The organism is Streptomyces sp. NPDC053513, from assembly GCF_044544765.1.
GTDB classification, from domain to species: domain Bacteria; phylum Actinomycetota; class Actinomycetes; order Streptomycetales; family Streptomycetaceae; genus Streptomyces; species Streptomyces litmocidini.
Genome location: NZ_JBITXP010000010.1, coordinates 143924 through 163517 on the forward strand (window position 1 = coordinate 143924; position 19594 = coordinate 163517).

General features: G+C 71.3%; 18 protein-coding genes. 14 read left to right on the top strand and 4 right to left on the bottom strand.

Annotated elements, in window-relative coordinates:
- Positions 1-265: 265 nt before the first annotated feature.
- The 3 genes from ACIGW4_RS19660 to ACIGW4_RS19670 form a co-directional block, all read right to left on the bottom strand.
- Positions 266-1207, bottom strand: coding sequence for a hypothetical protein (locus ACIGW4_RS19660; RefSeq protein WP_123457998.1), 942 nt, complete (start codon positions 1205-1207; stop codon positions 266-268).
- A gap of 45 nt (positions 1208-1252) precedes the next feature.
- Positions 1253-2821, bottom strand: a complete 1569-nt coding sequence (locus ACIGW4_RS19665; protein WP_399581893.1) for a DUF6801 domain-containing protein — start codon at positions 2819-2821, stop codon at positions 1253-1255.
- Between the two features lie 188 nt (positions 2822-3009).
- Complete coding sequence (locus ACIGW4_RS19670; RefSeq protein WP_123457996.1) at positions 3010-3645, bottom strand: hypothetical protein; 636 nt, start codon at positions 3643-3645, stop codon at positions 3010-3012.
- 623 nt (positions 3646-4268) lie between these two features.
- Between ACIGW4_RS19670 and ACIGW4_RS19675 the strand changes: the two genes are divergently transcribed.
- The 13 genes from ACIGW4_RS19675 to ACIGW4_RS19735 are packed head-to-tail and all read left to right on the top strand — an operon-like array spanning position 4269 to position 16418.
- Positions 4269-5279: an ABC transporter ATP-binding protein gene (locus tag ACIGW4_RS19675; RefSeq protein WP_123457995.1), complete on the top strand. Its 1011-nt coding sequence runs from the start codon at positions 4269-4271 to the stop codon at positions 5277-5279.
- Positions 5276-6040, top strand: a complete 765-nt coding sequence (locus tag ACIGW4_RS19680) for an MlaE family ABC transporter permease (protein ID WP_399581896.1) — start codon at positions 5276-5278, stop codon at positions 6038-6040. The genes ACIGW4_RS19675 and ACIGW4_RS19680 overlap by 4 nt, the downstream gene beginning before the upstream one ends.
- Positions 6041-6043: 3 nt before the next feature.
- Positions 6044-6850 carry an ABC transporter permease gene (locus ACIGW4_RS19685; RefSeq protein ID WP_123457993.1) on the top strand — a complete coding sequence of 269 codons (807 nt, stop codon included), beginning with the start codon at positions 6044-6046 and terminating at the stop codon, positions 6848-6850.
- A gap of 1 nt (position 6851) precedes the next feature.
- Positions 6852-8105 (top strand): MCE family protein, encoded by a 1254-nt coding sequence (locus ACIGW4_RS19690; RefSeq protein WP_359587179.1) that lies wholly within the window; start codon positions 6852-6854, stop codon positions 8103-8105.
- Entirely contained in the window at positions 8102-9157 is a 1056-nt protein-coding gene (locus tag ACIGW4_RS19695; RefSeq protein WP_123457991.1) for an MCE family protein, read from the top strand. The genes ACIGW4_RS19690 and ACIGW4_RS19695 overlap by 4 nt, the downstream gene beginning before the upstream one ends.
- A complete protein-coding gene (locus ACIGW4_RS19700) occupies positions 9154-10203 on the top strand; it encodes an MCE family protein (RefSeq protein WP_398711233.1) in 1050 nt (349 codons plus the stop codon). The genes ACIGW4_RS19695 and ACIGW4_RS19700 overlap by 4 nt, the downstream gene beginning before the upstream one ends.
- Entirely contained in the window at positions 10200-11228 is a 1029-nt protein-coding gene (locus ACIGW4_RS19705; RefSeq protein ID WP_399581901.1) for an MCE family protein, read from the top strand. Before ACIGW4_RS19700 ends, ACIGW4_RS19705 begins: the two co-directional genes overlap by 4 nt.
- Positions 11225-12436 carry an MCE family protein gene (locus ACIGW4_RS19710; protein WP_399581904.1) on the top strand — a complete coding sequence of 404 codons (1212 nt, stop codon included), beginning with the start codon at positions 11225-11227 and terminating at the stop codon, positions 12434-12436. The genes ACIGW4_RS19705 and ACIGW4_RS19710 overlap by 4 nt, the downstream gene beginning before the upstream one ends.
- Positions 12433-13707 carry an MCE family protein gene (locus ACIGW4_RS19715; protein ID WP_398711239.1) on the top strand — a complete coding sequence of 425 codons (1275 nt, stop codon included), beginning with the start codon at positions 12433-12435 and terminating at the stop codon, positions 13705-13707. Before ACIGW4_RS19710 ends, ACIGW4_RS19715 begins: the two co-directional genes overlap by 4 nt.
- Positions 13704-14237 (top strand): hypothetical protein, encoded by a 534-nt coding sequence (locus ACIGW4_RS19720; RefSeq protein ID WP_359587187.1) that lies wholly within the window; start codon positions 13704-13706, stop codon positions 14235-14237. The genes ACIGW4_RS19715 and ACIGW4_RS19720 overlap by 4 nt, the downstream gene beginning before the upstream one ends.
- Complete coding sequence (locus ACIGW4_RS19725; protein ID WP_399581908.1) at positions 14234-15049, top strand: hypothetical protein; 816 nt, start codon at positions 14234-14236, stop codon at positions 15047-15049. The genes ACIGW4_RS19720 and ACIGW4_RS19725 overlap by 4 nt, the downstream gene beginning before the upstream one ends.
- A gap of 26 nt (positions 15050-15075) precedes the next feature.
- Positions 15076-15618: a nuclear transport factor 2 family protein gene (locus ACIGW4_RS19730; protein WP_123457985.1), complete on the top strand. Its 543-nt coding sequence runs from the start codon at positions 15076-15078 to the stop codon at positions 15616-15618.
- A gap of 53 nt (positions 15619-15671) precedes the next feature.
- Positions 15672-16418 (top strand): hypothetical protein, encoded by a 747-nt coding sequence (locus ACIGW4_RS19735; RefSeq protein ID WP_398711244.1) that lies wholly within the window; start codon positions 15672-15674, stop codon positions 16416-16418.
- A gap of 73 nt (positions 16419-16491) precedes the next feature.
- Here ACIGW4_RS19735 and ACIGW4_RS19740 read toward each other — a convergent pair whose 3' ends face one another.
- Positions 16492-17046, bottom strand: coding sequence for a hypothetical protein (locus ACIGW4_RS19740; RefSeq protein ID WP_399581912.1), 555 nt, complete (start codon positions 17044-17046; stop codon positions 16492-16494).
- A 201-nt stretch (positions 17047-17247) separates the two neighbouring features.
- Between ACIGW4_RS19740 and ACIGW4_RS19745 the strand changes: the two genes are divergently transcribed.
- On the top strand, positions 17248-19578 hold the full coding sequence (locus tag ACIGW4_RS19745; protein ID WP_399581915.1) for a hypothetical protein: 2331 nt from the start codon (positions 17248-17250) through the stop codon (positions 19576-19578).
- The last annotated feature ends 16 nt before the right edge of the window (positions 19579-19594 follow it).

Here is a 19594-nt window from a genome sequence, read left to right on the forward strand (position 1 = left end):
GTGGGGGGTGGGGGGGCGGGTGTTTTTTCTTTTGGTGTGGGGTGGGGGTTATGCCCTCTCGTTTGCGCGCGGGGGCGCGGGGGGGGGGGGGGGGGGGGGGCCCCCCCCCGGGGGGGGGGGCGCCGCCTTGGCCGTCAGGTGCGTACCAACGGGGACTGCTGAAGCTAAATCAACTGCTGTGTGCTGTACACAACTTGCGCAAGAGTTGGCGTCCCCGGGGCCCGTGCGCCGCCCGAGTAGGCCGGGAATCGACCCTGGATGGCCGTTACCTGACGGCCGAGTGCCAGTTCTGCGAGAACACCTTTCCGGCGTCGGGGGCGACGACCCCGGGGGCGTAGAGACCGGTCAGGTAGGTCCGGGTGTCGTCGAGGGTGATGCTGTTCCTGCCGGAGGCGGCGGGCAGCCCGGTCTTGAGGTTGACCGCGCCGTTGACGAGACCGAGGCCGAGCCCGCAGCCGCTGGCGCCGGGGACGGCGAAGGTCTTGTCGACCTGGGTGGAGCCGAGGATGTTCAGGCGGCTCATGTCGCCCTCCTCGTTCGGGGATCCGTCGCCGTTGTAGCGCTCGACGGAGAAGTCGGGGGCCGTGAGGTTGCTCGGCCGCAGCACGATCGGGTTGGACTTCGTGCCGATGTAGCAGTTGCTGCCGAGGAAGGGGTTCTGCAGGTGGATGCGGACCGGGATCCGCACGATCGGCATGTCGGTGAGGACACCCGCGATCTGGTCGAACTCCGAGGGCGTGCCGACCGATTCCACGGTGGCGGTGATCCTGTTGAGGTCGGCGTCCGACAGCTGCCGGCAGATGTCGGTGATGAACGGGATGTCGCTCGGACACATCAGACCGAGCAGACCGCCGGGGACGGTGGCGGAGTCCGCGATGAGCGAGCCGGCGGGCGGGGGGACGACGGTGTTGGTGCCGTCGGCGTTCTGGATCACGCCGATCTGGAGGTTCGTACGCCCGGTGACGACGGTCGTGTTGCCGAGCTTGATGGAGCCGCCGGCGGAGGAGGACGACACGCACTGCGTCGACCGGTCGAGGCCGTCGGCGGCGAGCATCGCGGGGGCGTCGACGGGGCAGCGGTCGAACGGTGCCCACGAGCCGTTCAGTTGCGGAGCGGCCGCGGTCGCCGTGCCGACGGAGACGAAGGCACCGAGCGCGGTCAGCGCGGAGAGGGTGGCGAGTCTCGTGCGGGAGGAGACGAGGGACATGGCGGATGCCTTCCGTCGGGAGGAGGGGGGACAGGGTGGATCGGTTCAGCGTTCGGGCTTGGGGACCACGTACGGCTGGCGGTCCTCGGTGCACTGGCCCTCGGTGGGCACCTCGACGCCCACGGCGCAGGTCTGACCCTGGATCTGCCTGATGTGGTTGCCGGGGCCGGAGATGGCCGCGGTGAGGAGCCGGTCGAGGTTCTCGCCGCCGGCGCCGCAGCCCTTGAAGGCGGGGATGGACACCTCGCCGGTGAGCGGGCCGCCGCCGGTGAGGAGGTAGCCGGTCGCGTCCGTGCCGTTGATGAGCTGTCCCTTGCCCAGGAGCACGAGGTGGTCCCCGGGGTGCTTGACGGGGTCGGGCTCGGGGGAGGTGAGCGGCTTCTCGGTGCGGCAGTCGGGCCCGACGTCCAGCCGGGTGCCGTTCACCCGGACGTCGAGGACGCGCAGGACGAAGCGGGCGCGGATGTACGTCTCCGAGAGGTTGTCGGGGAAGACCAGGAGGACGTCCGAGTCGACGGTCAGGGGCCCCGTCTGCTCCAGGACCATGGTGGCCGTGGCCGGGGCGAAGTCGAACGTCAGGAAGGTGGCCTTGAACGGCGGGGTCTGTTTGCGCCCCTGGTACGAGAGGTGTCCCACCGACGGGGTGAGCAGATGCATGCTTCCGTCCGGCTGGACGACGAACTCCGGCTGGCCCTGCTCGATCAGGACGCAGGACACCGGAATGACGGTGGCGCCGTTCAGCTTCCGCACGTTGGAGTAGCCGGTGATGTACGCCGACAGCGAGGTGGGGGTCGGCTTCTCCGTCACGCAGGGCGGTGCGGCCGGCCGGCCCGCCGGGGTGCCCGGTGCGCCCTCCCCGTTCACCGTCAGACCCCTGCCCCTGTCCGCCTGCTGCCCGGCCCGTGGCCCCTTCGGGACGCGGCTCGTTCCCTCCGCCGTTCCCGGCTTCGCAGGGACCGGCCTGTCCGTCGGGAACGACGGCCCGGAGGAGGGGGAGGAAGGGGACGGCGAAGGGGCGGACGGCGACGCCGGGGGCGGGGCGCTCGGCTCCCCGGTGCCGGGGGCGGCACCGACCGGGACCGTGGCGAGCGGCGTCCGGCCCCCCGAGTCCTGTCCGGGGACGCAGGTGACGGAGAGGGAGGCGGGGGCGGTGGACGTGCCGTCGGCCGCGCCGGGGGCTAGATCGAGGGCGAGGCCCGCCGCGGTGAGGGTCAGATCGCCGGCGGTGCCCGTCGTCAGGGTCGGCACGTCGCCGGTCGTGGTGACCACGAGGGGCCCCTCGACGGGAACGGCGAGGGGCTGCGCCGTACCGCTCCACGTGGCCTGTGCGCGCTGCTCGTTCTGGGCCACGTCGACCGTGAGCCGGGTCTCCGCCCGTACGGTCGGGCCCAGGGAGGCGGTGAGGTCGGCAGGAGCCGGGAGCTCCACCGTCGTGGTGACGTCGGTGGGCCTGATCTCCTCGCCGGGGGCCACCCGGCCGGGGAAGGCCGCCGTGATCCGTACCGTCGCCGGCCGCTGCCCCGAGGGCAGGGTGCAGACGTAGGGCAGCGCGGCGTCGACCTTCAGCGTCCCGACGGCGACGGCCGCCGCCGGAAGCAGGGGGGCGAGCGCCACGAACGCGGCGATCGTCGCACCGCGCGCGCGGGCGCGGGAAGGTCGGGGGGTGGGCCCGGGGCCTCTCATCTGTTGCTCCGCTCGGGTCGTTCGTGCGCCGACGGGGAAGGGGGCCGGCGAAGGGCGCGCACAGGTCCGCGCCCGCCCGGCCGGGGTCACCGGCCGGACGGACGCGGGTTCCTGCGTCCTTACGGGTTGGAACCGACGATCGTCGGGATGGTGGTGGTGCCCGCCACCTTGAAGAGGTACGTGCCCTTGAAGGTGGGCTTGGCGCCGACCGGGACGGCCGAACCGCAGCCGCTCGACGAGACGACGGTGAGCTCGCCCGAGACGCTGTTGACGGCGAGCGCGCCCGTCGAGTTGGTGTACGTGCTGGACGCCTTGCCCGTCACGCGGAAGACACAGGCGCCGACCGTCACCGTGGCGTCGACGTTGCCGACGTAGCCCTTGGTGACGCCGGTCGAGGCGGTGTAGTCCTGCGCCACGATCGTCCAGGGGGTGGTCGGAACGGCGGTCACGGGGCCCAGCACGCTGGTGCAGGGCGTTCCGCTGGCGCCGAAGGCGATGGAGTTGATGGTGCCGACGGTCGCCGGGTTGCCGGTGGTGCTCTGCCCCGTGCCCGAACCGTTCGACTTCGTACACGTCATGGCGATGCCGTTGACGCTGAGGACGATGTTCCCGCTGTTGACCGCGGTGATGCTGGCCGGGGACGGGCTGACGGTCCAGACCGTGGACGCCACCGCCGACGCGGGGCTCACGGCCAGGGCGAACGCGGCCGAGGCGGTTCCGGCCACGACGGCGAGGTTTCTGATCGGCTTCTTCATGGCTCTGGGACTCTCCTTGGGGATTGACCGGCAGAGGGTGGCCGCGGTGGGGGTCGAGCGGCCGGCGGCCAGACGTTTCTCGGCCGCGAAACCAGACGTTACTTGCGGGAAACTTAGCTGAACAATGGCGCAGTCCATGATTCTTTGAAGAGCTCGAATTGCCTGTCAAGTGAGTGAGCGATGGCGTGAATCCCCTTGGTTCCGGGGTGCGCAATGTCGACATTTATGATCGATCAGACAAGCGTGGGCGGCGGGTCGGCGCATGATGTGCCCTTGTAGACCCGGTGGATTGTGGATTTGCTCTCGCCGGTGACAGGTCGAGAGGCGGAACTGTCTCCAGACTGACAAACATCCCGACGTTTGATTTCAGCCCGCGAAAACTCCGATTCCGGTATTGCCGTGAGAGGTTACTCGGCCGTAACGTTCCCCGGGCCGACGCTCGATCGCAGGTCGGCGCCGCAATCTGTCTCCGAGGAGACAAGAGTCGACGCCGACTTTGTCTTCGCGGTGACAACTGCCGCAGCGGATCAAGGATTTTGCGCCACACCTATTGTCCGGGTGATCCGCGCCGGTTTACCGTGCGCCCGCGGCGCACGCCCCGACGCACGCTTGCTGGAGGTGGGATGGGAATCGAAGTAGTCGTTGAGGGGCTGACCATGTCCTTCGGCAAGCAGAACATCTGGCAGGACGTGTCGCTGACCCTGCCGGCCGGAGAGGTCAGCGTGATGCTCGGCCCTTCCGGCACCGGGAAGACCGTCTTCCTGAAATCGCTCATCGGGCTCCTGAAGCCCCAACAGGGCCGTGTCCTCATCAACGGCGTCGACATGGTCAACAGCCCCGAACGGGACATCTACGAGACCCGGAAACTCTTCGGCCTCATGTTCCAGGACGGCGCCCTCTTCGGCTCCATGAGCCTCTTCGACAACATCGCCTTCCCGCTGCGCGAGCACACCCGCAAACGGGAGTCCGAGATCCGGCGCATCGTCATGGAACGGATCGAACTCGTCGGCCTGCTCGGCGCGGAGGACAAGCTGCCCGGCGAGATCAGCGGCGGCATGCGCAAACGCGCCGGACTGGCCCGAGCACTCGTGCTCGACCCCCAGATCGTCCTGTGCGACGAACCGGACTCCGGTCTCGACCCCGTCCGCACGGCCTACCTGTCCCAGCTCCTCATCGACCTCAACGCCCGCATCGACGCGACGATGCTGATCGTCACCCACAACCTCGACATCGCCGCCACCGTCCCCGACAACATGGGGATGTTCTTCCGGCGCAGGCTCGTCACCTTCGGCCCCCGAGAGGTCCTCCTCACCAGCGACGAACCCGTCGTCACCCAGTTCCTCGCCGGCCGCCGCGAAGGCCCCATCGGCATGTCCGAGGAGAAGGACGCCGCCCTCCTCGCCGCCGAGGCGGCCGGCCCCGCGAGCAGGCCGACGGGCCCCCGCGACATCGTCCCGCAGCTGGAACCCTCACCCGGCCTGCCGCCCCGCGCGGCCGTCACCCGGCGGCGCGAGCGCGTCCTCGGCATGCTCGACCAGCTCCCGCCCGCCGCCCGCGCCGCCATCCGCGACACCTACGCGCGCGGTGCCACGGCCCCCACCCTGACCATGCCGGCCCCGGGGAGCGGCTCGTGATCGCCGGCGCACTGCGGCAGACCGGCCGCCTCTTCGCCCTCGCCGCCGAGGTGACCCGCGCCGTCTTCCGACGGCCCTTCCAGTTCCGGGAGTTCGTCGAGCAGTTCTGGTTCGTCGCCAGCGTCACCATCCTGCCGGCCGCGCTCGTCTCCATCCCGTTCGGCGCCGTCATCGCCCTCCAGGTCGGCTCGCTCACCCAGCAGCTCGGAGCCCAGTCGTTCACCGGCGGCGCCAGCGTCCTCGCCGTCATCCAGCAGGCCAGCCCCCTCATCGTGGCCCTCCTGATCGCGGGCGCCGGCGGCTCCGCCATCTGCGCCGACCTCGGCTCCCGCAAGATCCGGGAAGAGCTCGACGCGATGGAGGTCATGGGCGTCTCACCCGTCCAGCGGCTCGTCGTCCCGCGCGTCCTCGCCACCATGGCCGTCGCCGTGCTCCTCAACGGCATGGTCTCCGTCGTCGGCACCCTGGGCGGCTACTTCTTCAACATCGTCCTCCAGGGCGGCACCCCCGGCGCGTACCTCTCCAGCTTCTCCGCCCTCGCCCAGCTGCCCGACCTCTACATCAGCGAATTCAAGGCCCTGGTCTTCGGGTTCATCGCCGGCATCGTCGCCGCCTACCGCGGGCTCAACCCCCGCGGCGGACCCAAGGGCGTCGGCGACGCCGTCAACCAGTCCGTCGTCATCACCTTCATGCTGCTGTTCTTCGTGAACATGGTGCTGACGGGCATCTACCTGCAGATCGTCCCGCCGAAGGGAGGCTGACCGATGGCCTCCCCGTTCGTCTGGCTCGACCGCTCCGGTGACCAGCTCCTCTTCTACCTCAGGGCCCTCCTCTGGATCCCCCGCACGCTGCGCCGCTACCTCAAGGAGGTGCAACGGCTGCTCGCCGAGGTCGCCTTCGGCTCCGGCGGCCTCGGCGTCATCGGCGGCACCATCGGCGTCATGATCGCGATGACGCTGTTCACCGGCACCGTCGTCGGACTCCAGGGCTACGCGGCCCTCGAACAGATCGGCACCGCCGCCTTCACCGGATTCGTGTCCGCCTACTTCAACACCCGCGAGATCGCCCCGCTCGTCGCCGGACTGGCCCTCTCCGCGACCGTCGGCGCCGGATTCACCGCCCAGCTCGGCGCCATGCGCATCAACGAGGAGGTCGACGCCCTCGAAGGCATGGGCATCCGCTCCATGCCGTACCTCGTCACCACCCGCATCATCGCGGGCGTCGTCGCCATCGTCCCGCTCTACGCGGTCGGCCTGCTCTCCTCCTACCTGGCCTCCCGCTACGTCACCGTCCTCTTCAACGGCCAGTCGCAGGGAACCTACGACCACTACTTCAACCTCTTCCTGTCACCGACGGACGTCCTCCTCTCGGTGCTGAAAGTGCTGATCTTCAGCGTCATGGTGATCATCGCCCACTGCTACTACGGCTTCCGCGCCTCCGGCGGACCCGCCGGCGTCGGCATCGCCGTCGGCCGCTCCGTGCGCAACGCCATCGTGCTGATCAGCGTCACCGACTTCTTCCTGTCGCTGGCCCTCTGGGGCGCGACCACGACCGTGAAGGTGGCGGGGTGAGATGAGCGACTCCACGGCCGAGACCCTGCGCCGCCGCTTCGCCGGCATCGTCTTCCTCCTGGTGCCCGTCCTGCTCGCCTCGCTGGCGGTCGCCGTCTACGACAAACGCTTCACCGACTCCGACCCGATCACCGTCGAGACCGGCAGCGTAGGCAACGAGATGCACCTCGGAGCCGAGGTCAAACTGCGCGGCGTCGTCGTCGGCGAGGTCCGCGCCATCGACACCACCGGCGACGGAGCCCGGCTCACCCTCGCCATGCGGCCCGGGACCCTGCGCCACGTCCCCTCCGACGTCCGCGCGCAGATGCTGCCCACGACCCTCTTCGGCGAGCGGTTCGTCGCCCTCGTACCACCCGGAAACCCCTCCACGCGACCGCTCGGCCCCGGAGACGTCATCCCGGAGGACCGGTCGAGCAACGCCGTGGAACTCCAGCAGGTCCTCGACAACGTCCTGCCCCTGCTCACCGCCGTCCAGCCGCAGAAGCTGTCGGCCACCCTGTCCGCCGTCTCCCGCGCCCTGGAGGGACGCGGCGACAAGCTCGGCGAGACCCTCGCCGAACTCGACGCCCACCTGCGCGAGTTCAACCCCCACCTGCCCGCCCTCACCCGCGACCTGAAAGAACTCGTGAAGGTCAGCCACCTCTACGCGGACGCGGCCCCGGACATCGTCACCGCGCTCACCGACTTCACCACCACCAGCGGCACCCTCGCCGAGAAGGAGGGCGCGTTGGCCGGCACCTTCGGCGCCACCACCCGGACGGCCCAGGACCTGACCGCCTTCCTCCGGCAGAACAAGGACAACATCATCCGGCTCAGCGCCACCGGCAGGCCCACCCTGGAACTGCTCGCCGAGTACTCCCCGTCCTTCCCCTGCACCCTGCGCACCCTCGCCCAGTTCGTGCCCGCGATGGACAAGGCGCTCGGCAAGGGCACGAACCAGCCCGGACTGCACGTCGAGGTGACCACCGTCCCCTCCCGCGGCGCCTACGTCCCCGGCCGTGACACGCCCTCGTACGGCTCCGGCGGCGGCCCCCGCTGCTACCCCGTGCCCTACCTCGGCGTCCCGGCCGCCCCCGCCGCACGGGCGTCCGCCGCGGCCGACCAGGACCTCGGCCCCGCCAACTCCCCGCAGGAGAACGACCTCGTCAACGAACTGCTCGCGCCCGCCGCGCAGAAGGCCCCCGGCGACCTGCCGGACTGGAGCAGCCTGCTGGCCGGCCCCGCCTTCCGCGGCGCGGAGGTGACCCTCCGATGACGACGAGACCCAGCCACACGCGACGGCGCGGCCTGACCGGGACCGTCCTGAAGTCCCTCGCGTTCGTCCTGGTCACCGCCCTCGCCACCACCGTCCTCGCCTTCAGCATCGCCGACACCGGAGTCGGCGCCGACACCCGCTCCTACAAGGCGCTGTTCACCGACGTCACCGGCCTCGTCGAGGGCGACTCCGTGCGCATCGCCGGAGTGAAGGTGGGCGAGGTGACCGACGTGCGCGTCGTCGAGCGGCGCACCGCCCAGGTCACCTTCACGGTCCGCGAGGACCGCTCCCTGCCCCGGTCGGCGACCGCCGCCGTGAAGTACCTCAACATGGTCGGGCAGCGGTACGTCTCCCTCGGCCGCGGCACCGGCGACCTCACCGGCACCCTGGAGCCCGGCGACACCATCCCGCTCGACCGCACCACACCCGCACTCGACCTGACCCTGCTCTTCAACGGCTTCAAGCCGCTCTTCGAGGGACTCTCGCCCGCGGACGTCAACGACCTCGCCGGCTCCCTCGTGCAGGTCCTCCAGGGCGAGAGCGGAACCGTCGACAGCCTCCTGCGGCACATCGGCTCCCTCACCCGGACCGTCGCCGCCAAGGACAAGGTCATCGGCGAGGTCGTCACCCACCTCAACACCGTCCTGACCACCCTCAACACCCGCGAGGCCGGCTTCAACGACCTCGTCGTCACCCTCCAGAAGCTCGTCACCGGCTTCAACACCGACCGCAAACCCCTCGGCGAGGCGGTCAAGGCCATCGGCGACCTCACCACGACGACCGCCGGCCTCCTCCAGGAAGGACGCGCCCCCCTCAAGAAGGACATCCGCGAACTGGGCCGGCTCTCCGGCACCCTCGGCGACCACACCCCCGCCATCGAGTCCTTCCTCGCCCACACACCCGACAAGATGTCGGCCCTCGCCCGCCTCTCCTCGTACGGGTCGTGGTTCAACCTCTACCTCTGCGAGGCGCGCGTGAGCGGCGTGGGAACCTCCGACGGCTCCAAGCCGCCGACCGGCATCGCCGTGACCGAGACGAGGTGCCGCGGATGAGCCCGCGCCCCCGGCTGAAGCCGGTCAAGGAGCGCAACCCCGTCGCCGTCGCCGTCGTCGGGCTGCTGGTCCTCGCCCTCATGGCCGTCCTCGCGTACAACGTGGAACGACTCCCGCTCGTCGGCGGCGACACCGCCTACAGCGCCGACTTCACCGAGGCCGCCGGACTCGACGCCGGCGACGAGGTCCGCATCGCGGGCGTCAAGGTCGGCAAGGTCACCGGGGTCGCCCTCGACGGGCCCAAGGTCAAGGTGACCTTCGAGGTCGGCGACGCCTGGATCGGCGACCGGTCGACCGCCGCCATCGCCATCAAGACCCTCCTCGGCGAGAAGTACCTGGCGCTCGACCCGCTGGGCTCCGCACCCCAGGACCCGGGGACCAGCATCCCGCAGACCCGCACCACCTCCCCGTACGACGTGACCCAGGCCTTCCAGGACCTCAGCGGCACCGTCGACGCCATCGACACCGAGAAGCTCGCGAAGAGCTTCGAGACGATCTCCGACACCTTCAAGAACTCCCCGCCGCACGTGCGCAACGCCGCCACCGGCCTCTCCGAACTGTCGAAGTCCGTCTCCAAGCGCGACACCCAGCTCGCCCGCCTCCTGGAGAACAGCAAGAAGTTCACCAAGACCCTCCAGGACAAGAAGTCCAGCTTCGAGATCCTCCTGGAGGACGGCGGCTCGCTGCTCGGCGAGCTCAGGAAGCGCCGCGAGGCCATCCGCGCCCTGCTCAAGGGGAGCCGGGACCTCGGCACCGAACTCAGCGGCCTCGTCGGCGACAACAACCGGCAGCTCGGCCCCACCCTGAAGGCCCTCAGCCGCGTCACCGGCGTCCTGGAGAAGAACAGCGGCCAGCTCGACAAGACGCTCGCGCTCATCGGCCCCTACTACCGGCTCGTCGGCAACACCCTCGGCAGCGGCCGCTGGTTCGACGCCTACCTGTGCGGCGTGGTGCCCCGCGCCTATCTGCCCGAGACCTCGCAGCCCAGGACCGGATGCCTCCCGCCGAAACAGACGGCGACGCCCAAGGGGAGCGGTGAACGATGACCAAGCCCAGAAAGCCCCTCGTCGCCGGGCTCGCGCTCGCGGTGCTCGCGGCCTGCGGCCTCGTCGCCGTCGACGCCCTCGACGACGACGGCATCCGCGTCACCGCCTGGTTCGACCGGGCCGTCGGCATCTACGCCGGATCCGACCTGCGCGTCCTCGGCGTCCGCGTCGGAGAGGTGGAATCCGTGGAACCGCAGGGCACCCGGGTACGCGTCGAACTCCGCCTCGACGAAGGCGTGCGCGTCCCCGCCGACGCACGGGCCCTCGTCGTCGCCCCGAGCATCGTCGCCGACCGGTACGTCCAGCTCACCCCCGCCTACAGCACCGGCCCCGCCCTCGCCGACGGCGCCCAGCTGCCCGCCTCCCGCAACCGCACCCCCGTCGAGATCGACCAGCTCTACGCCTCGATCACCGAACTGAGCAAGGCGCTCGGCCCCGACGGCGCCAACTCCACCGGAGCCCTCTCCGAACTCCTGGACACCGGAGCGAAGAACCTCAAGGGCAACGGCACGGCCATCGGCACCTCCATCGAACAGTTCGGCAAGGCCGCCAAGACCCTCGACGGCAGCAGCGAGGACCTGTTCGCCACCCTCGGACAGCTCCAGACCTTCACCACCATGCTGAAGAAGAAGGACGGCGACGTCCGCACCGCCCAGGAACGCCTCGACGAGGTCGTCGGCTACTTCGCCGAGAACAAGGACGACCTCGCCGGCGCACTGGAGGAACTCGGCAAGGCCCTCGCCCAGGTCAAGACCTTCATCAAGGACAACCGCGGCGAGCTGAAGAAGAACATCGACCGGCTCGTGCCCCTCACCCAGACCCTCGTCGACCAGCGGGCCTCCCTCGCCGAAGCGCTCGACGTCGCCCCGCTCGCCGCCGGCAACGTCGTCAACGCCTACAACAAGGACACCCGCACCCTCGACGGCCGCGCGAACCTCAACGAGATCAGCATGGGCGGATCCCTGCTCCCGCTGCCGGTGACCGGCGGCTCCTCCTCGGCCCGCACCGGAGAGGAGGGGCGATGACCACACCGCCCTCCCGCAAGCTCCTCGGGGCCGGAGCCGCCGGAGCGATCGCGCTCGGCCTCGGACTCGCCGTCGTCCTCGGCGCGGTCCCCGCGAACCCCGTCCGGTTCGACGGCATCGAGGACCTCCCGCTGCCCGGCGGCGCCGACCTCGGCCCCCACCCCTACACGGTCACCGCCGAGATCGACGACGTCCTCAGCCTCGTGCCCCAGTCCGCGGTCAAGGTCGACGACGTCGCCGTCGGCCGCGTCACCGCCATCGAACTGGGGGCCGACAACTGGTCCGCCCGCGTCACCCTGAAGATCAACGGCGACGTCCGGCTCCCCGCCGACGCGGGCGCCCGCCTGGAACAGTCCAGCCTCCTGGGCGAGAAGTACATCCAGCTCGTCGCCCCCCGGAAGGACGGCGGCGCGCGCCTCACCGACGGCAGCGTCATCCCGCTCGCGCGCACCAACCGCAACACGGAGGTCGAGGAGGTGTTCGGAGCGCTGTCCCTGCTGCTCAACGGCGGCGGCGTCAACCAGCTCAAGGCCATCACCCGGGAACTCGACGCGGCCCTCGGCGGCCGCGAACCCGAGGTCCGCTCGATGCTGAACCGCGTGAACACCCTGGTCACGAACCTGGACGCGCACCGCGGCGACATCACCCGCGCCCTCGACGGAGTCAACCGGCTCTCCGCCACCCTCGCCGGCCGCAAGAAGGACGTCGACACCGTCCTCACCGGCCTCTCGCCCGGCCTGAAGACCCTGGAGAACCAGCGGGGCTCCCTGCTGACCATGCTGCGCGCCCTGGACACCCTCTCCGGAGTCGCCGTCAGCACCGTCGACGCGAGCAAGAAGGACATGGTCGCCGACCTCAAGGCCCTCGTCCCGACCCTGAGGGCACTCGCGGACGCCGGTGCCGACCTGCCCGAATCGCTCCAGGTCCTTCTCACGTATCCCTTCACCGACGAGGTCATGCGCGGCATCAAGGGCGACTACCTCAACACCTATCTGCACCTCGCCGCCGCCCCCGGCACCGAGGTGATCCCGCCCCTCGTCCCCAGGACCGACCCCACCCCGGCCCCCGCCCCGCCGACCCCCGACCCGGCCTCGCGCGGCCGGGAGGGGACGAACCACGGCACCCCGGGCCCGCGATCGACGCTGCCGCTGCCCCCGGTCACCGCGCCGGCACCCACCACACCCAAGGACGGAGGCGAGAAGCCGTGATCACCCGCACCGTACGGCTGAAGAACCTCGCGTTCCTCGTCATCGCCGTGCTCGTCCTCGGCTTCGTCGGCGTCCGCTACGCCGACCTCGGCCGCTACGCCGGCGTCGCCGACCACTACACCGTCCGCGTCCACCTCGCCCGTACGGGAGGCCTGTTCACCCACTCCGACGTCACCTACCGCGGCGTCTCCGTCGGCCGCGTCGGAGCCATCGACCTCACCGCCGACGGAGTCGTCGCCGAACTGCGCATCAAGAACTCGGCGCCCCTCATCCCCGCCGACGCCCGAGCCGTCGTCGCGGGCCTCTCCGCCGTCGGCGAGCAGTACATCGACCTGCGGCCCGAGAGCGACGGCGGACCCTACCTCGCCGACGGCGCCCGCATCGAACAGTCCGACACCGAGGTGCCGGCACCCGTCACCGACGTGCTCGCGAGCATGAACGACCTCACCCGCTCCGTACCCCTGGACTCCCTGCGGACGGTCGTCGACGAACTCGGCAAGGCCTTCGAGGGGCACGGCGACGACCTCCAGGTCCTCCTCGACAACGGCAGCAGGTTCGTCCAGGCCGCCGACCGCTCCCTGCCGGCCACGACCCGGCTCATCGACGACGGCGAGGTCGTCCTGCGCACCCAGGCCGACGAGAGCCGCGCCATCCGGGACTTCGCCACCGGCGCCCGCGACCTCGCCGCCACCCTCAAGGGCTCCGACGCCGACCTGCGCCGCCTCCTCGCCGTCACACCCGACGCGACCGGCCAGGTCAGCGGCCTCCTGCGGGACCTCGACCCCAGCCTCGGCGTCGTCCTCGCCAACCTCCTCACCACCTCGGAGATCGCCGTCACCCGACAGCGCGGCACGGAGGAACTCCTCGTCAAGTTCCCGGCGGCCGTCTCGGCGGGAGCCACCACCGTCGACGGAGGACACGTGAACTTCGGCATGGCCGTCACCTTCTTCAAACCGCTGCCCTGCACCTCCGGGTACGGCGGGACGCGCTACCGCAACGGACTCGACCTGGGAACCGCGCCCGCCCTCAACACCGGCGCCTCCTGCACCTCCCCGGCCTCCACCGGCGTCAACGTCCGCGGCTCGGCCCACGCCCCCGGGAGCGGCGGCGTGCCCACCCCGGCCCGGCCCGGCTCCCTCCCCTCCGGCAGCGTGCGCACCACGACCGGCACGCAGCCGGACCTGCCCGGCGCGCTCGCGCTGCCCGGCCGGACCGACGGCCCGACGGACATGGCCGGCCTCCTCGGCCTCGGCACGGGGAGCACGCGATGAGGCGCGCCAAGGCCCTGGGCACCGGCGCCCTCGTCGTCGCGCTCGGCTTCTGCGGGACCGGTGCCTGGAGCTACGCCCAGGCCCGCACCGACGAGGAGCTCGCCTTCGGCCGGGAACGCGACACCGCGCTCGCCGAGGGCCGCAGCCGCCTCACCGTCCTGAACACGCTCGACGCCTCGACCCGCGAACGCGCCGAAGCGGGCATCCGGGCCTGGCGCGACGCCTCCACCGGACCGCTCCGCACCGAACTGGGCCGCACCCGGCCCGCGGTGGGCGCCTCGGCCCGCGCCACGGTCACCGAGGCCGCGCTCACCGCACTGGACGCCAGAGCCGGTACGGCGAAACTCATCGCGACCGTACGCGTCGACGTCACCCCGCGCGGAGCCACCGCCGCGACCACCGACCGCAAGCGCCTGGAGGCCGTCCTGACCCGCACGGACGGGGACACGTGGAGAGTGGCGGCACTGAGCGCGGTGCCGGTCGCGGGGGCGGAGCGGGGCGAGACGGGCAAGGAGGGTGGGGACGAGTGACGCGACTGCTGCGCAGGGCGAGGGGTGGAGACCCCGGGCCGGAGGCCGCCGGGGACGACCGGCCGGAAACGGGGGAGCCCGCGGCGACCGCGGAGACGGGTGCGCCGGAGGCCGCCGAGACGGAGGCGTCGGTCTCCACGGCGCCGGGCGCGGTGGAGACCGCGGAGCCGGGTGCGGCGGGGGCCACCGAGGCGGACGCGGCGGAGACCGTGGAGCCTGGCGCGGGAGAGGGCGAGACCCCTGACGCGGAGGCGCAGTCGACCCCGGACCAGGGCGCCCCGAGCACGGACAAGGCCACCGCCCGCCGTTCCCGCGTCGCCTGGCGCAAGATCGCCCTGGCCGCCGCCCTCACCGGCCTCCTCCTCGGCGGCAGCGGGTTCCTCTACGCCGCCCACCAGCTCCGCTCGGCGCCGTCGGCGCGCAACCACGCGCTGACCGACACCGCGGCCACCGACCGCGTCAGCGGCGAAGTGGCCGAGGGTCTCGCCCGGGTCTTCTCCTACACGCCCGCCGACACCGACACGGCGGAACGCTCCTCGCGCACCGTGCTGGCCGGGCGCGCCGCACGCCAGTACGGCGACCTGCTCGCCCAGGTCCGGACGAAGCTGGTCGGACAGCGGATCACCCTCTCCACCCAGGCCGTTCGCACCGGGGTGATCGAACTCGACGGGGACACCGCGCGCCTCCTCGTCTTCCTCGACCAGACCTCGCGGCGCGACGAGGCCGCCGCCACGGCCGCCGCGGCCCAGCTCACCGTCACCGCGAAGTACCGGGGAGACCGGTGGCTGATCGTCGACATCAAGGCCCGCTGACGATGAGCGGGAGACGGGAGAACCCCATGACACGCCAGGTCCGCGCCTCGGCGGGCAACCGGCCGGTCCTGGTCGTGGCCCTCGTGCTCACCCTGGTCGCGGGCGGCTTCGCCGCCTGGCAGGGCCGGAGCTGGTACGCGGCGGCCCACGACGACTCCGCGGCGTACGCCGCGCAGCGCGACCGGGCGCTCGCGGCGGGGGAGCAGGCCGTACAGAACCTCAACACGCTCGACCACCGGCGCGTGGACCAGGGACTCGACCTCTGGGAGACCTCGACGACCGGCGAACTGCACCGGCAACTGGTGGACGGGCGCAAGGAGTTCACCAGCCAGGTGAAGGCGGCGAGGACGGTGACCACGGCCCGGGTGCTGTCCGGCGCCGTCACCGAACTCGACGACCGGGCCGGACGGGCGCGGCTGCTCGTCGCGCTGCGCGTCACCGTCACGACACCCGACAGCAAGAGCACGGAGAAGGACAGCCGCATGCTGGGCGAGCTCACCCGCACCGACGGCCAGTGGAAGCTCAGCGGTCTGGGGCAGGCCCCCGTGGGCGGCACGGCGACCGGCTGACCGGGCCGCCGCCCCGTACGCGAGAGCCGCCAGCACCCGAAAGGACACGCACGATGCCGACGCCCCGTCACCACCTCAACCGCCAGCGCCGCCGCCAGGCCCTCGCCGACCAGCCGGTCGCCGCCAGGGCCCACGCGCCTGTCGGCCTCCTGACCGAACCCGACGCCCGGCCCGGACGGCGACCGGCGGCGAAGCCCGTACGAGAAGCGCCCGGGACACCGGTGGAGGAGGCGACCGACGACCGCCCGGCGAAGGAAGGGGCGCGCGGCCGAGCCCCCCTCGTCGTCCTGTGCGTCCTGACCCTCCTCCTCGGCGGCTTCGCCGGATGGGCGCACAGCAGGGCGGGAGAGCTGCGGGACGACCCCGCCCGCGGCAACACGGCCCTCACCGACCTCGCCCGTACCAGCGAGATCAAGGGGCAGACCACCGCGGCCGTCGCCGCGCTCTTCTCGTACGACCACGCCGACACCGGCCCCTTCGAGCGCGCCGGGAAGACCCTCCTCACCGGCAAGGCCGTGGAGCAGCACCGGACGCTGTTCGCCGGGGTGCTCGCCCAGGCGGCCCGGCAGAAGACGGTGATCACCACGACGGTCACCGACAGCGCGGTCGAGCGGATCGACGGCGACCGCGCCCGGGTCCTGGTCTACGCCGACCAGAGCAGCGTGAGCACGGCCGGCACCGGGAAGCAGCGGTCGAAGACCCAGGACCAGGGCGTCTACGCGGGCGCCATGTTCGCCCTGGACGTCGTGCGCCGCGACGGCCGCTGGCTCGTCGAGAACATCGACACCTTCGGCCGCTGAGCCGCCCGCACAGGAGGCGCACGGAGGAGGTGGACCCCACCGGACCGTCACGCCCGCCGCGCGGGGCCGGTGCTCACTCCTCGCCCTCGTCCTCGCCGGTGTCGGGGGCGTAGTCGTCCAGTTCCGCTCGCAGGGCGCCCAGGGCGGAGGCGGGGCCCTCCCGGAGGAGGGTGAGGAAGCTGCCGAGGGGATGGTGCCGGGGGCGGGCGTCGTAGTCGATGCCCTCGGGGTCCCGGTACTCGTCCAGGCGCGCGAAGGGCACGATCACATAGGGGCGCCGGGACCAGGGGTGGCTGTCGGCGGGGTCGGGGTCCATGCGCCACTCGGTGCCGCGGGCGCGGTTGTGGACTTCGCCGACGTACCAGCAGGCGACCTGCACCAAGGGGGTGTGCTCGCGGGCGAACAGGTCGTCGACGGAGGTGAGGTGTTCCCGGACGAGCGCCTCCACGCGGTCGAGGGAGCGCTCGCCGAAGTCCCAGCCGCCGCCGTGGTCACGGCTCCATCCGTCGAAGCGGTCCCGCTGTTCGCGCAGCCAGGCCGCGAGGAGCGGGTTGTCGGCGTGCGCCGCGTCGATGCGCTCGGCGACGGCGTGCTCGTCGTCCTCGTACTCCTGGTTTTCGTTGCTCACGGCAGTCAACCCTAGTCCCCGATCCCTCCGTAAGAGCCATGAATCTGCACCGAGTTGACACAGGACACGCCCGTCGAACCGCGTTGCGGTGGCAAAGCGGGGCCCTAGGATCGGACCGCTTGCGCGACGCCCACATGAGCAGCGGGGGCCCTGGCGCCGCGCGACCGCAATCCGACCCGTGGGGCTCCCGGGGGAAACACAGTGAAGCCAGCACGAATAGCAAGCCGCCGGCGTGCGCTCAGGAACAGTCTGCTCGCGCTCGCCTGCGCCACCGTCATCACCGTCACCGGTCAGCCCGCCACGGGCGTGGGCGGCGTCGCCGAAGCCGCGCCGGCACCGCTGAAGCCCGGCAAGCGCTGCGACGAGATGTACGGGGTGAAGGACGTACCCGTCGGCGGTCTGCCCCAGGGGGACGCCTCACGCGCGGTGGACCGTTGGGACACCTACGAGTACACCAATCCCGGCCTCCAGTTCGACGGCCTCAACCCGACCCAGGCCGAGCTGAACGCGGCGGGCACCGACTACAAGAAGTACGACCACAGCGACCCGCGCCGCATCTACGCCCGCTTCAACGCGCAGAAGCGGTGGACGAGTTTCAGCGACTACCTCTCGAAGGTCTACATCCCGAACCAGGGCTACGACGCCCGCGGCAAGGCCTTCATGGGCAAGATCGTGCGCGAGATGGGCCTGACCGGCCCGGACTGGATCTGCGAGAAGGAGTTCTGGTTCAAGGACCCCGACACCGGCGACCGCTACAAACGCCGGCTCGACGCGTACAACAAGCGCACCCGGGAGATCGTGGAGGCCAAGTCCAACGGCAGCCCCGACGGCCGCGAGAAGCCCGCGGACCGCGCCTGGGCCAAGAACCAGGGCTGGCGCTCGTACAAGTACACGTACGTCTTCGCCGAGAACCAGACCCGCGACGCCAAGAACTTCATGAACGAGCTGAAGGGCCTCGCGGGCAAGGACGAGACCGGCAACGAACGCGTCCGCTCCTACAACTACCAGTCCCACCACAAGGGCCTGCCGCCCAAGGGCACCGAGAACGGACCGTACCGGGCGAACGGCACGACGATGTCGCCGGGCAACGGCACCTCCACCGGGTCCCGAGGCTCCGGCAACCAGGTGATCAGGCAGTCCCCGCCGAACCCGCAGACCCTCAAGGAGCAGCTCGACCGGCTGGGCAGGACGGGGCAGCGGTCGCTGATGAACCGGGGCCTCGGAGGCATCGACTTCACCACCCTCGACCTGCGGTACATCGGCAAGGGCAAGAGCGGCAAGGGGCTGGACTACGCCTTCTCCGCCAAGGCGGTGGAGGACGAGTACGCCGCCGGGTGGGGCGGCCGGGAGAAGGGCGACCTGATCTCCGACGCCTTCTTCACCTGGCTCGCCCTGGACCCGTCCACGTTCTGGGTGAACCTCAACCCGGACGAGCCCGACCGCATCATCGACGCCGACTTCGGCAGGACCGACGCGGGCCGGGTGCTGCTGGAAGCCGACCTGGAGCTGAAGCACGACATCTTCAAGGCCATGGACCCGGAGACGGACGCGGGCCGGAACTTCATGAACGCCCTGCCCAAGCGCAACGGCTTCCCCTGCTGGGCCGGGTTCCGCTACTGGATCGAGCCCGAGACCGCCGTCGTACGCGAGCAGGACGGCGGCATCCACATCCTCGACACCCCGCTGAAGCTGTCCACGGTGCCGCAGGAGACCCACACGCAGCCGCCCGGCGGAAAGGGCTGCGACCTCACCGAGGCCGAGACGCAGCAGTCCGACCGCGTTCTCGACCGCTACATCACGCCCCTCGTCGCGGAGAAGGTCAACAACGGCGACTACTACGCCGATCTGCGCCGCGTCTACACCGCGCGCGTCGCCGCCGAGTGGGTCCGGCAGAACGCCGCCGACATGCCCGCCGAGTACCGCGAGATCATCAACAGCAACGACGTGAAGCGCTGGCCCCTGCGCGCCCCGCACCAGAACTGGACCGGCAAGCAGGTCTGGGACCGCTACTACAAGGCGTTCACCGAAGGCACGTTCAAGTACAAGTGGTCCAACGGCGAGGACGTCTACGTCTACACCGTGGGCGGAGTCGACTTCTCCAAGCAGCCCAAGCGGAACATGAACCCGGTCCGCTTCCGCACCGAGCAGCGCTACAAGCCCCGCACCGTCGGCTACGCGGTCGACACCATCGCGGACGACCCGAACAAGGAGGGCTACCTGATGTTCGGCGGCAACAGCGCCGGACACTCCGAGGCCGGCACCCCCACCCCCACGCCGACCGGCACCGGAAAGCCGACCCCGAGTCCGACCGGTACGGGGAAGCCGACCCCCACCCCGACGGCCCCGGCGCCGCCGACCAGCCACTCGCCGGACGCCACCACCCCGCCGGGCCCGAAGGACCCCGAGGGCGACCTCGCCGACACCGGCAGCAGCGCCCCCGTCGGCCTGATCGGCGGTCTCGCCGTCGCCGCGATCGTCGCGGGCGGCGCGCTCGTCTGGTGGCTCCGCCGCCGGGCGAACACCAGGCACTGACCGGCCGGGCGCCGCC